The organism is Reichenbachiella sp. (assembly GCF_039969095.1).
Lineage (GTDB): Bacteria > Bacteroidota > Bacteroidia > Cytophagales > Cyclobacteriaceae > Reichenbachiella.
In genome coordinates, this window is the sequence record NZ_JBDVOL010000013.1 from 539,287 (window position 1) to 553,405 (window position 14,119).

General features: G+C 42.1%; 9 protein-coding genes. 2 read left to right on the forward strand and 7 right to left on the reverse strand.

Annotated features, from left to right (window positions below):
• Positions 1–13: 13 nt before the first annotated feature.
• Together ftsH and rsfS are read right to left on the reverse strand one after the other, a co-directional pair.
• Positions 14–2,110 carry an ATP-dependent zinc metalloprotease FtsH gene (gene ftsH / locus ABJH98_RS14800; RefSeq protein ID WP_348308473.1) on the reverse strand — a complete coding sequence of 699 codons (2,097 nt, stop codon included), beginning with the start codon at positions 2,108–2,110 and terminating at the stop codon, positions 14–16.
• 49 nt (positions 2,111–2,159) lie between these two features.
• Positions 2,160–2,531 (reverse strand): ribosome silencing factor, encoded by a 372-nt coding sequence (gene rsfS / locus ABJH98_RS14805; protein WP_348308474.1) that lies wholly within the window; start codon positions 2,529–2,531, stop codon positions 2,160–2,162.
• Between the two features lie 40 nt (positions 2,532–2,571).
• On the opposite strand from rsfS, the gene ABJH98_RS14810 reads away from it, so the two are divergent.
• Both ABJH98_RS14810 and ahcY read left to right on the forward strand, forming a co-directional pair.
• Positions 2,572–3,327, forward strand: coding sequence for a biotin--[acetyl-CoA-carboxylase] ligase (locus tag ABJH98_RS14810; RefSeq protein WP_348308475.1), 756 nt, complete (start codon positions 2,572–2,574; stop codon positions 3,325–3,327).
• Positions 3,328–3,399: 72 nt separating this feature from the next.
• Positions 3,400–4,701 (forward strand): adenosylhomocysteinase, encoded by a 1,302-nt coding sequence (gene ahcY / locus ABJH98_RS14815; protein WP_348308476.1) that lies wholly within the window; start codon positions 3,400–3,402, stop codon positions 4,699–4,701.
• A gap of 190 nt (positions 4,702–4,891) precedes the next feature.
• On the opposite strand, the gene ABJH98_RS14820 is transcribed toward ahcY, so the two are convergent.
• The 5 genes from ABJH98_RS14820 to ABJH98_RS14840 form a co-directional block, all read right to left on the reverse strand.
• Positions 4,892–8,521 (reverse strand): carbohydrate-binding protein, encoded by a 3,630-nt coding sequence (locus tag ABJH98_RS14820; RefSeq protein WP_348308477.1) that lies wholly within the window; start codon positions 8,519–8,521, stop codon positions 4,892–4,894.
• A gap of 136 nt (positions 8,522–8,657) precedes the next feature.
• Positions 8,658–10,118 carry a glycoside hydrolase family 30 protein gene (locus ABJH98_RS14825; protein ID WP_348308478.1) on the reverse strand — a complete coding sequence of 487 codons (1,461 nt, stop codon included), beginning with the start codon at positions 10,116–10,118 and terminating at the stop codon, positions 8,658–8,660.
• A gap of 7 nt (positions 10,119–10,125) precedes the next feature.
• A complete protein-coding gene (locus ABJH98_RS14830) occupies positions 10,126–11,571 on the reverse strand; it encodes a glycoside hydrolase family 30 beta sandwich domain-containing protein (protein WP_348308479.1) in 1,446 nt (481 codons plus the stop codon).
• Positions 11,572–11,648: 77 nt separating this feature from the next.
• Positions 11,649–12,590: a PKD domain-containing protein gene (locus ABJH98_RS14835; RefSeq protein ID WP_348308480.1), complete on the reverse strand. Its 942-nt coding sequence runs from the start codon at positions 12,588–12,590 to the stop codon at positions 11,649–11,651.
• A 63-nt stretch (positions 12,591–12,653) separates the two neighbouring features.
• Positions 12,654–14,117, reverse strand: coding sequence for a RagB/SusD family nutrient uptake outer membrane protein (locus ABJH98_RS14840; protein ID WP_348308481.1), 1,464 nt, complete (start codon positions 14,115–14,117; stop codon positions 12,654–12,656).
• Positions 14,118–14,119: the final 2 nt, after the last annotated feature.

Consider the following 14,119-nt stretch of genomic DNA (forward strand, 5'->3'; position numbering starts at 1 on the left):
CCAATTTATTGTATTATTTAGAATCTTCAGTGGTTTCTTCCAGATTCTCAGGAGTAGAAGATTTGCTTTCCTCTTCATTCTCTACTTCAGATTTAATCTCTGACTTCAGCTCCTCTATTGCCTTTTCGTTTTTCTCTTCTGCTTCTCCTTTAGGTCCCAAGGTACCATTAGTAAAAGCGGCATAATTCGTGTCTTTTTCGAACGGACGCTTGCCAATCAATTCTTCCAAATCAGCCTGAAAGATGATTTCTTTCTCAAGAAGCTCAACAGCAATTTTCTCCAATTGTTCTCTTTTATCACTGAGGAGATTTTTGGTTCGCTTGTAAGCCTCGTCTACAATCTTTTTAACTTCTTTGTCAATCAATTCAGCTGTGGCATCAGAATATGGCTTGTTAAAATTGTATTCAGATTGTTTACTATCGTAGAAGGAAATATTTCCGATGGCTTCATTCATACCATAAACGGTCACAATACTATAGGCCATTTTAGTAATTCTTTCCAAATCACTCAAAGCACCAGTTGAAATCTTTCCAAACACAATTTCTTCTGCCGCTCGGCCACCTAGTGCCATACACATCTCGTCCATCAATTGTTCAGTTTGATGTAAGTGCTGCTCTCTTGGTAGGTATTGCGCATAACCTAATGCTGCGTATCCACGAGGCACAATACTTACTTTCACCAAAGGATCCGCATGTTCCAAATACCATCCAGCGACAGCGTGTCCTGCTTCGTGATAGGCCACAATTTTCTTTTCTTCTGGAGAAATAATTTTACTCTTCTTCTCTAATCCACCAATCACTCTATCGATAGCGTCTTGGAAATCTTTAAGATCAACAGCTTTTTTATCTTTTCTGGCAGCAATTAAAGCTGCTTCATTACATACGTTGGCGATTTCAGCTCCTGCAAAGCCAGGTGTCTGAGCTGCCAATTTTCTAGAATCAACATCTTTATCACTTTTAATTGGCCCCAAATGAACTTTGAAAATAGCATCTCTCCCAACAATATCTGGTTTGTCAATGCTAATTTGTCTATCAAATCTTCCTGGTCTTAATAAAGCTGAATCTAATACGTCAGGCCGGTTAGTAGCTGCCAATATGATTACTCCAGAATCTGTCGAGAATCCATCCATCTCAACAAGTAATGAATTCAACGTATTTTCACGTTCATCATTTGAGCCTGGCATTTGACCTTTGCCTCTCGACCTTCCTATGGCGTCAATCTCATCAATAAATACAATACAAGGCGCTTTTTCCTTGGCTTGCTTGAAAAGGTCTCTCACTCTTGCAGCGCCAACTCCAACAAACATTTCTACAAAATCAGACCCTGAAAGCGTAAAGAAAGGAACAGCAGCTTCGCCTGCTACAGCTTTTGCTAATAAAGTTTTTCCTGTACCAGGAGGGCCTACGAGAAGTGCACCCTTTGGTATTTTACCACCTAGTTTAGTGAATTTAGAAGGGTTCTTTAAAAAGTCAACAATCTCTTTTACTTCTTCCTTTGCTTCATCAAGTCCAGCCACATTGTCAAAAGTAATTTTGACTTTGTTTTCTGCATCAAAGAGTGCAGCTTTTGATTTTCCAATATTGAAAATTTGTCCACCAGGACCCCCGCCTCCAGTCATTCGTCTCATCAATAGCCAAAAGCCTAAAATGATGATAATGAAGAAACCAGAATTCAAAAATATGTGGGTATAATCAGATCGATCATCGACTAAATACTCATAGTCGTTGCCTGATTTTAATTGAGCATCCAGGTCCTTCTTCTTATTGGCAAAAATATCTATGCTCTCAATTTTGAAAAAATACTGGGGGCCGGTATTTTGAACACCAAATCTATTCTGCTGCTCCAACTGAATTTTGTACTTACTATTTTGTAATGCTTCTTCTTTGAGCGTTACTTCTACAATTTTCTGATTGCCTATAAGAACAACCTGCTTCACATCGTTGCTGAGCACCATCTGCTCAAATCTTTTGAATGAAATTTCTACTGCAGAATTATTGTTAGAAAAATACGAGATGCCAAAAATGAAGGCCATTAATCCCAATATTACCCAAATCTGATAATTTGGTTTATTGGGTTGATTCGTACTGCTCTTTCTCGGTTTATCCGCCATTATGTGTTATTTATAAAATTGTGTTAAACGCCTTACTGCTGATTAAGTTTTAATCTTCGATAGAAGTGATGATAGCATCTCCCCAAAGCTTTTCAAGGGAGTAAAATTCTCTGCGATCTTTTCTAAAGATGTGCACCACTACATTAGCATAATCCATCAATATCCATTCTCGATTTTCTTTTCCTTCCTTTCTCCAAGGACTATCCGAAGTGGATTTGTAGACTACTTCTTCTACAGAGTCAGAAATGGCATCAATTTGTGTATCTGAATTTCCAGAGCAAATTACAAAAAAATCGGCAACAGCATTGCCTATATTTCTCAAATCAATCAGTACAATATCAGAAGCCTTTAATTCTTTCATTCCCTCTATCACCGCATCGCTCAATATTTGAGATTTTTGAGCTTCCTTTATTACTGTCATGCTTTGTCTCTAAATTTACTACAAAATTAACTAATATAAGTTGCATAAATTCTTTGCCAAAACTCAATTCCTTGGAAAAAACGTTCTTTTTCTGTCACAATGTCATTCGACCAATGACATGGCTGCTGATTTACTCAAAGACAAACCTCAGGTAGAAGGCACCACCATTATCACACATGATCAACAAAATGGCCGAGGCCAAAGAGGAAATAGCTGGGAAAGCGAACCTGGAAAAAATGCGACATTTTCTGTGATTCTAAGACCTACGCTTGTATCTGCACAGAATCAATTCCAGTTACATTTAATATCTACATTGGCTATCCACAATACCTTGTTTCCAATTTTAGGAAAAGATTTAAAAATCAAATGGCCCAATGACATCTATTATCGAAATAGAAAAATAGGCGGTATTCTTATTGAGAATATACTTAAAGGTCCACACATAGAATTTTCGATCATTGGAATCGGTCTGAACCTTAATCAAACTCAATTTTCTAACCTTCACGCTACTTCCATATTAGATATAACAGGAGAAGAACTGGAAATAAATGACCTCATAGAACAAGTTCTCATACAACTGGAAAAGAAATATTTAGAGCTAAAAAATGGCCAACTGAAAATGTTAGAAGCACAGTATATGAGGCGCTTATATCTGTTTGATCAAGAGAGTACTTATGAAACCGCCGGCCGAGCATTTAGTGGCAAAATCATTGGTGTCAACTCAAACGGTTTGTTACAAATTCAGGAAGATGAAATCGTTCATCAATTTGCTTTTAAGGAAGTCGCTTATAAATGAACCAATACTTGCGTTTTTTCGTCATGAATTAATCACTTAACTTTGCAGTCGCAAATTGAAAAATATAAAGAAATGATAGATACAGCATCAAAATTTAAGGTAAAGGACATTAGTCTGGCTGACTTTGGCCGAAAAGAAATTAAGTTAGCTGAGGCGGAAATGCCTGGTCTCATGTCACTGAGAGAAGAGTACGGCGCAAGTAAGCCTTTGGCTGGAGCTAGAATCGCTGGATGCCTTCACATGACCATTCAAACTGCAGTTCTAATAGAAACACTAGTTGAACTTGGTGCAGAAGTTACCTGGTCATCGTGTAACATTTTTTCAACGCAAGATCATGCTGCTGCTGCCATAGCCGCTGCAGGAATTCCTGTTTTTGCATGGAAAGGTCTATCGGACGAAGAATTTGATTGGTGTATCGAACAGACATTGACAGCATTCGAAGGAGACAAACCATTGAATATGATTCTTGATGATGGTGGTGACTTAACTAATATGGTACTTGACAGATTTCCTGAGTTAGTAAAAGACATCAAGGGACTTTCGGAAGAAACCACCACTGGAGTACACAGACTTCAAGAAAGAGAAGAAAAAGGCACGTTACCAATGCCTGCCATTAACGTAAACGACTCGGTCACCAAGTCTAAATTTGACAACAAATATGGATGTAAAGAGTCATTAGTAGATGCGATCAGAAGAGCTACTGACGTGATGATGGCTGGAAAAGTAGCCGTAGTCGCTGGATATGGAGATGTAGGAAAAGGGTCTGCCGCTTCCTTGAGAGGTGCGGGTGCAAGAGTGATCGTAACCGAAATCGATCCAATATGTGCATTGCAAGCGGCCATGGATGGTTTTGCTGTAAAGAAAATGGATGATGCAGTAGCTGAAGGCGATATCATTGTTACCACTACTGGAAATAAGGACATCATCGTAGGTCGTCATTTCGAGAAAATGAAAGACAAAGCTATTGTGTGTAACATTGGCCACTTCGACAATGAAATCGACGTCGCTTGGTTGAACAGTAATGCACAGAAAGATGAGATCAAACCTCAGGTAGATCTTTATAACTTGAATGGCAAAGAAATCATTCTATTAGCAGAAGGTCGTTTGGTAAACTTAGGCTGTGCTACTGGTCACCCATCTTTTGTGATGTCCAATTCATTCACCAATCAAACTTTGGCTCAGCTGGAACTTTGGAACAATACGGATGCTTATGAAAATAAAGTATACATGTTGCCGAAGCACTTGGATGAAAAAGTAGCAAGATTGCACTTATCTAAAATTGGCGTAGAGTTAGATGTATTGAGCAAAGATCAAGCAGATTACATTGGTGTGACTCCCGAAGGTCCATACAAGCCAGAATACTACAGATACTAAGAAAGTCTGAATTACGAAAAGTTAAAGGTCATGATACAATGTATCTTGACCTTTTTTTATACCTGAATTCCAAGAACAGGTTTTGCTTATTGAATACCAAACGACAAAGCAATAGCACCACATAAAGTCGCACTATTTGCTTTGCCTATTTAGCACAAGGCCACCCCCCAGTGGCCCTTTCGCGTGTTTATTACTGCACTTTGAATTTTATTCTACCTTTGGCACTTCCATTTTGAGATAATACAGCAAAGTACAAGCCTGGGCTAAAGGCCGAAACATCTATAGTAGTTTCTGAAAGGCCCTTCACTTGAATGGAGCCCTTCATTTCGCCCATCAGCCCATAAATCATTAGCTGGTCGAATTGACTCCCTAAGCCTGTAAGTTTAACCTCTGTGATCGCGGGATTTGGGAACAAACTGAGTTTCACTTTATCAAGGTCTTGCTGGGTCGTTCGAATTCTCGCGCCAGAAGTGTTGCTGATTTCAATCCAGTTGAGATTCAATCCGCCAGATGGGAAGGCAAGTGCTAAATCTTGCACACCAGCTTGCAAATTCACAGTATGCGAAATCGTAGTCCAATTCTGCCAACCACCAGTGGAAGAGACATTTACTGAGCCGAAAACCGTTCCTCCACCAAATTGCTCCAGCTGTATCTGACCACCGCCATTTTGACTGGCCACACGATAACTAACTGTATAGGCACCTGTAGTAGGAATGTCTACTTCATAGCCAGCCCAGTCGCCACCGTCGATCCAGCCGACGTTTTGACCACCGCCAGTATCTGAGGTGTTCTCCGTTTGCAATCCATACATTTCGAAATAGTCTTCTGCTTCAATTCTAAGTGCGGTACCAGACGAACCATTATTCACAGAAATGGTCACTGTCGAAGCACTACTATCATCTTCGCCATCATTCACAATCAACTGGAAAATATAAGAATTGCCGTCCGACAATCCACTAACCGTTGGTGAAACATCGGATGGATTAGAGATCGAAGCATTGGATCCAGACAGTTGCGTCCAGCTATAGGTCAGCGATGAAGGACCAGCGTCCGGGTCACTACTTCCACTTCCGTCTAAACTTGTAGAAGTCGTTCCGCTAGCTAACGTTTGGTTACTACCTGCATCAGCTACAGGGGCTTGGTTTGGTATGACCACTCCTCCTGAAGCTATCTCAAACCAGTTGATATTGAACCCTCCGCCTGTGATCGAAATTCGATAGTCATTGCTACCAGCAGGCAAAGTGACGGTCTGAGTGATGGATTTCCAATCCTGCCAACCATTGGAACCTGACTCGCTCACATCTACACTACCATGATTCGTGCTGCCATTATTGGTGGTGAGGTCGAATGTTCCTTGATTGTTTTGGCTAGCCACACGATAGGTGATCGTGTAGGTGCCTGACACAGGAATATGGATATTATCAAACTGAATCCAATCTCCCCCATCGATCCAACCTACATTTTGTCCGCCTTCTTGGCAGTCTTCGGTTTGGATGCCATTTTGCGAAGAATAATTCTCCGCCTCCAATCTCAACGGGAATGAAACAGGTGCCTGATCTACTGATACCGTCAGAGAAGATGGCGCACTGCTTTTGGAGCCATCATTCACGACCAACTGAAATTCATAAGAATTGCCAGCACTTAGGCCAGATACGATAGGCGACTCAACCGTAGCGTCAGAAAGGCTCACCGTATTACCTGAAGTCTGTGTCCATACATAAGTCAAAGCTGAAGGCCCATTGTCCGAGTCGTAGCTGCCGCTTCCATCGAGCGTGGTCGATGTAGCACTGCTAGACAATGACTGATCAGCACCTGCATCAGCTACTGGAGCGGCATTAGGTGCACCAGAAGTCAAGGTGAACGAATTTAAATTGACACTACCTCCACTAAAGTAAATCTGGATGACCTGCTCACCTGCACTTAAATCTACTGCTTGAGCCTCCACGGTTTCCCACGCATTCCAATCGCCTGTAGCAGGAATATCGGTAGTCACCAAAGTGGTACCATCTACCTTGAGTTGGATTTGACCTGTACTTTCTGGGGTAGCCACTCTATAGGACAGATAGTAAGTTCCTGAACTGGACACATCCACGGTGTATTCCAGCCACTCTCCTGCTTCAACCCAGCCTACATTGTAATCCGAATCTCCATCTACGGTAGCAGAAATATCTACATTCCCATCTCGGTAATCACCGCCATTGTTGCCATCTCCAGTATCAAAATAGGCTTGACCTGAACATCCTGTGTCAAAGCTTTCGGCTTCGATCGTACCAGGCAAATTGGCTGCCGTACCCAAATAAGGACTTTGTGTGCCGCCACAGGGTGTACATACTTGAAGGTTGACCCCACGAGGGCAAGAACCTACAGCTGTAACCGTGTAAGAATAGCACGTTTCGTCAGAGAGTCCGCTGTCAACATAGGACGTGCTATTAGCCGGTAAGGTGGCGATAGTGGCGCCGTTTCTTGATACGGAATAGTGATCTTCACCATTCGCCGTATCTCCCCACGTTAGCGTGATTTGGCTTGGAGTCGGTGTGCCTCCATCCAAATTAGCTGGTGCTCCAAGATCACATGGGGGCTTAGTCGCTTCATACCAACCTTGATCAAAGGTCAAGCCTGGGCTGCCATTAGATATATTGTTTTGCGCAAAAGCGATCATATCATCGTATAGACTCGCTGATGGCGGTATACCATTATTGATAAAGGCTTTGAGTTCTTCATATGGCTGATTGGGATGAATAGTCCAAAGACACTTATCATGCGACATCTTTTTAAATGACCATGGGAAATAATCCACATTGTTATTGATGCACCAGTCGGTCATGTTTCGCAAATTGTTGTTGTCACTCTCACCATATTCTCCTAAAATCATAGGCATGTTGAGCTTATTACAAATGGCCAATCGACCATCCAGCGCAGATACGTCATTAGAGTAATGATGCGTTTGATATACCATATTATTGTCCCACCGATAATCGATTCCGCTTTGATTTTGTGTTTCAGGATCCATCCAGTCAAGCTTCTGCATGTCAGACCCCCACCAGCTCCCTTCCGCGATGATGATGTGATTGCTGTCCACTTCACGAATGGCATTTCTCATTGCAATCATAGAGGCCATTAGTTCAAACTCACGACCTGGCTGTGGCACTGGTTCGTTAATCAGATCGTATCCCCATACTACAGGCTCGTTCTTGTAATAGTTGGCAATATGTCTCCATACCGTACTGGCTATTTCCACATTATTTCCATCCCAAAAGGTGACGGTTTCGCGCGGTTGGCTTGCATTGGAATTGACGTTATCCGAATGGTCACCTGGGTTTTGATAGCCTGGTGCTGCATGCATATCAAGCATTACATACATGCCTTCGTTTCGACAAAACTCGATGACCCGATCAAAGTATTGGAATCCATGATTGGTAACCGCGCTACCATCCCAAAACATATTGTAATTGAAAGGCACCCTCACCGAATTATATCCCAGGGCCTTCAAATCCGAAATCCCTTGTTGAGTCAGGTAATTCATCCGCCACTGGTGTTCAAATTCTTTGGCCTTGGTCATGTCATTGCCGAAGGCTTCACTCACACTTTGTAGAAACTGCGAATGCGTTCTGTAGTTGAAGTCACCCATCATCAGGTAGCCTTCCCATAGCAACCAATTCCCCAGATTCATCCCACTGAAGTAAATGTCGTTGCCATTTTCGTCTAAAATTTGCGTTCCGTCCGTGTGCACGAATTGGGCAGACACAGGTCTCCGCATACAGAGAAAAGATAGGAGCAGCAGTAGCATCACTCCCCCTTTTCGCGATAATAAATGATACATGTTCGTCATATAATAGTAGTTTAGTTACAATTTGTATCGCCCCCAATGGAGCATTTGACTTTTAAAGTCAAAAAATTAAAAGGGGGGAGTATCGAACTTTGTGCTGCCTTATATAACTACCGCGAAGGCTAACTTTCTAATAGAGAACCGTCTGAATCGCCCTGGCCGGTATCTTCAGATTGGTCACTTGGTCGCCTACATAAAGTTTATATGTAATCTCTTCATCACTTTCATTCATCACGATGGTCGCCATAGACTGGTCCACATTGCACCAGGTAGTTGCCATCAAAGCACTTCTACTAGCGACAGTACTTATACGTCGTGCTCCTGGTCTGATAAACTTTGAAAAATGTCCTATATAGTAGTAGGACGGTGTGTATATCAACTCCCCTGTAAGAGTATCTCCGTGTATAGGTGCAAAACAGAAGTTCTCGACATGATTAGGTCCACCGGTCTGATCCAATAGAATATTCCAATCGGTCCAGCCTGCTGTACCATTGTTGAAATCATTGATCATGGACTTGCCGTATCTCTCTGCATTCGGCCAATATTGGTATTTGGCAGGATCAAAGTTTTCATTACATCCTTCTGTAAACATCAACTGCTTATCAGGAAATGATTCTTTCACTTTACCCACATTCTCAAACTTCGGATCTGATCCGGTCCAGGTTTCATACCAATGAAAGCCGGTACCCCAGACATATTTGGCTGCCTCAGGGTCTTCCAATATCGTATTGGCTCTATTGGTAATCAGGTCGCGATTGTGATCCCATACGATGATGTTTTTATCTCCTAAACCCTCTTTTTGAAGGGTTGGTCCCAAATGATTTTTTACAAAATCTCGTTCCTGACTGGCTGTATAAATACAAGACTCCCATCTCTGCGTAGCCATCGGTTCATTCTGTATCGTCAGTCCCCAGATTGGTATACCCAAAGCTTCGTATTCTTTAATGAACTTCGCATAATACAGTGCCCAAGAATCATAATAGTCAGGCATTAAACTACCCCCTTTGAGCATGTCTCCATTGGACTTCATAAAGGCTGGTGGCGACCATGGTGAAACGTATGTCATAAGTTCACCTCCTGCTTCTGCTATGGCACGCTTCATCATCGGAATTCGATATTCCAAATCATGGGAAATGTTGAAAGTCTTCAACTCCTTGTCTCCGTCTGCTACATAGGTATAAGAACCCGGACTAAAATCGCAGCTGTGAATATGCGTTCTCAATAATGAATAATTAATGCCATCTACGGAGTAATAGGCTTTGATCAGCTCATCTTGTTTGTCCTTTGGCAGTTTGGCAAAGGTTTCTGCGGAAGCATCTGTGATTGCTCCGCCAATGCCAACAAATTTCTGAAAGCGTTTGTTGGGGTTGATGAAAATGGACAGCTCGGTTTCGAGCGGTTGATTTCCTGGCTCAAACGTTTGATTTCCCATGTCAGCCAATCGTAAATCTGTATCCTTAGCGGTGAGAAAAACCTTAGCTTCTTTTAAAGCTATTGGCGGATATTGATTTTCTTTTCTGGAATCTACGGACTTGGATGCGCAAGCATTCAAGAAAATAAAGGCAAGCAGAAAGTAAATTGTATTTTTCATGTTTTTATTATTCATTCCATAAATAAGTAGCAACAGATCCGGCATCCAAGACTGTTGAGAATTGGACTTCATTTTGTTCTACATTGATTGCTTTAGTGGCCTCACTATTGTTTAGCACGATCAGCACCACTTGATTATTTTCGGTTTTGAATGCGACATTAGATATATCTCCGCCACTATTGGTCATGATTCGGAGGCTACCCGGGCGTACGAATCGAGAGGCATGAGCAACCACATAATAGCCCGCATTGTAGGTGACATTATCTCCATCTATGGATATACCACCGAGACATTGATCACACCCACCGTCTGTATGAGGTCCCAGGTCAGGCGCAGAGGAGAGGTTCCATTCTATAACATTCTTGCTCCAATTTCTCGTCGCACCGATGATTAGTTCACGAATGTGCCATTTCAGGTCTCCTGAAAAGTTACCTGGTGCACCGTACCACTGCTCAGTGAAATAAATGTTTTTTTCTGGGTAGGCGTTTCTCACTTGAGATAGCGCACTGATATCGCCACCATATAAGTGAAATCCAGATCCATCCACGTATTGATAGGCCTCCTCATCGGCCAATATCGTCATTGGGTAATCCGGTCTATCTGCATTGTGATCATACAGGATGATTTTGGTGTCGATATTTCTTTCTTCAAAAGTGGGCCCCAAGGCTGTTTTGATAAAAGCCAACTGCTCTTCGGCTGACATGCTCATGCTAGGGTTGTTGCCAGGATGCAACGGCTCATTTTGCACAGACATACTTTCAATAGTGATGTTTTCAGCTGCCATTGCTTCTATGTACTTGGCCAGATAGAGCCCGTAAGAATCGTAATATTTCTCCAGCAATTGGCCACCCTTGCTAGATCCATTGGTCTTCATCCAAGTGGGTGGTGACCAAGGCGTCGCCATGATTTTGAGGTCAGGATTGATCGCTAAAATTTCTTTCAATATGGGTATCAGGTGGGTTCGATCTGGTTCGATGGAAAATTGTTCTTGCATTTCGTCCGTCTCGCCATCAGGTAAATCATTGTATGAAAATACTGATTCGTCCAGGTCAGAAGCTCCGATGCTGATTCGGATATATGAAATACCAATAGATTCGCCTGTAGTGTCAAAGAGCCTGTTGAGTAGCTGCGCCCGAGCGGCAACTGACATACTGTTGAGATGCATGGCACTTCCTCCTGTAAGGGCAAATCCAAATCCGTCAATTTCTTGATACACTTCAGAATGATCAATGGTGATTGTATAATTGGGAGTCTCTAATGGAAAATCTATGCCCACTTCCTGCAGTGCAATTTTTTGTGTCGCGTTGGACGTGGTGAGATACATCTGCACTTCAGGGATTTCACCCACAGGTGGCTCTACCACTGGCGGCTCAAACTCCTCTTCCACTTTGTCCTTACATTTTTGATTGGAGAATCCAATAAGTAACAGAATTACCAGAAATTTTAATTTCATATTGAGTATTTAAAACTGGCGAGCAGATCAGCCCGCCAGTATGCAATCCTTTTTTGTTTCTACTAAAATTATCTCTATCAGATAGCTTCTTTGATTACTACATTATCTAGGATTAGTCCATCACCAAATCCAGCAATTTCACCTTCAGGTGCCCATCCAGAGCCTACTTTGAACACTAGGAATATGGTTCCATCTTCAGACAAATCTTCAGCAGATGGAGTAAATACACCTTCCGCACTTAACAGTTGATCGAATGCGTTGACAGATGTACAAGCGGCAGCTATAGTCATGATATCTCCACTGAACTCATCTTTGGTGCAATCTTCGCCTTCGCCATATGCCTTTATTCCAACTTGCATATCTACAATTACATCTTCTGTGTCTGGTGCTACTTTAAGAAAATAGACTTCGAACCAAGTAGCATTTGTACCTGTCGCACTACTCACATCTGCACTAAAATGATAAGTACCACCCGCCTCAAGTGCTATTTCCTGAGAAAATGAGTAGTTAGAATATTGATATGGGTCACCAGTTTCTGCATCGGCGCCACTCAAGAAAACAAATGTATCATCGGAGAAGCCATGATTCATCACGTTATCATCACCACCCCACAGCGTAGACAATGTCCAAGCCTCTTCATCTGTCATATCACCACCATTCACCAAGTTGGGACCAAATCCAGACACTGTGATATCCTGAGATTGTTCATCAGTTCCTCCTTCGTTGGTCACAGTCAAAGTCACGGTATAAGTACCGCTAGCAGTAAAAGTATATGTAGCATCTTTCGTAGTAACTAAGTCAGAATCATCACCAAAATCCCAACTATAAGTTTCACCACCTATGGAGGTATTTGTGAATGTCACAATCAGATTGTTTTCCTCATTTTTTTCCAAGGTAAAACCAGCAATTGGTGGATCGACAGGAGGTGTAGTATCTTCCTCATCATCACCACAAGAAACCAATAATGCTCCCATCAAGAAGACCATTAAATACAAGCTGTTTTTTAGTAAATTTTTCATAATCATAAGTTTTAATATTTAGTTTTCGTTTTGCTAAGCGTCACTTTTAAAGGTGGTTTTTTTCTACTTTAGGTTGGGATTTCTATCCAGTTCCTCTTGTGGGATAGGTACGAAGATTTTACTCTCGTCCATCACATAGTCGAAAGGCTGGCCAGTTCTCAGGTCAGTTTCTACCAATGACGACATCACACTGACTACCTTATCAAACCGGACGAGATCGTCCCATCTTTGTCCTTCTTGCGCCAATTCCAACCTTCTTTCTTTTAATATGACATCCATCATGGCGCTTTGACTTGCTTGTGCTGCTGCAGGCAAATCCGCCAAATCTGCTCGGTTTCTAATTCTGTTTACTTCTTGTGCAGCTTCACCAAGCCTATTCAATCCTGCAAGGGCTTCCGCTTTGAGTAAAATGATATCACCCAATCTGAATAAGTAGAATCTATCTGCACTGGCCCAGCCGTCCGCATTTTTCCATTTGTAGGCGAATGGAATAGAGCTTCCAGTAGCATTTCCCCAGAATTCATCCACCCATGATACCGCTTCAAAAATGACAGCTGCATTGAGTCTGGTGGCGTCTCCTTCTGCATTGTATGCGTCGATCAAGTTGTGCGATGGGGTAGTAAATTTTCTCCAAGTATCTCCTGAAATAGAGGGTGGCAAATGCATCTGCGGTCCCCAGGTGCCTTCTGCTCCTCCGAGAAATTGTACTTCCATAATTGACTCATCATTGTTGTAGTGATTACCATCAAACAAGTGATTGTAGTCAATCAATCGATAGTTCGCAGCACTGGCCTCTACCGCTTCCGCATGATGCAAAGCGCTAGAGTAGTCTTTCGACGGACGTTGCAAATACGCTTTGGCTGCCAACGCATGAGCTGCACCTGTGGTAGCTCTTGCTTTATTTATATCTGCATTGCTACCATATGCATCTGGCAATAATGAAATGGCTAGATCTAGGTCATCAATAATTTGATCATACACTTCCTCTTGTGTGTTTTTCTTGGGACGTATCTCACTTGGGTCAGTTGAGGAAGTGAATTTGTCCATAATCGGCACATCACCCCAGGTAGTCACCAACGTGTAGTGATGGTAAGCACGCAGGAAATAAGCCTCTCCCATGATTTGATCTCTACGAGTCTCGCTCAAAACAGGGTCTGATACCAATGGCGCCCGCTCTAAAACCATATTGGCTTTGGCAATAGCGTTGTAGATATTGGACCAATCTTCAAACAACCGAGAATTCGTAGGAGTAACAGTCAACCAATCAAATTGAAAAATCTCCGGATTGTCTCCACCTGCATAGTGATTGTCAGATCTGATATCTTGAAACATTACCTTGTCCCATGCATAATACTGAGAGGATTGAAACGATTCATAAGCTCCAGTCAGTGCTGCTTCTATTTGTCCTGCATTGTCATAACCGACTTCAGTGGTCTCTTCCGAAATAGGTTCAAGATCCAGGAAATCATTACAACTTGTCATTGTTATTAGTCCAAAGACTATGATTGTATTTATATATGTTTTCATCA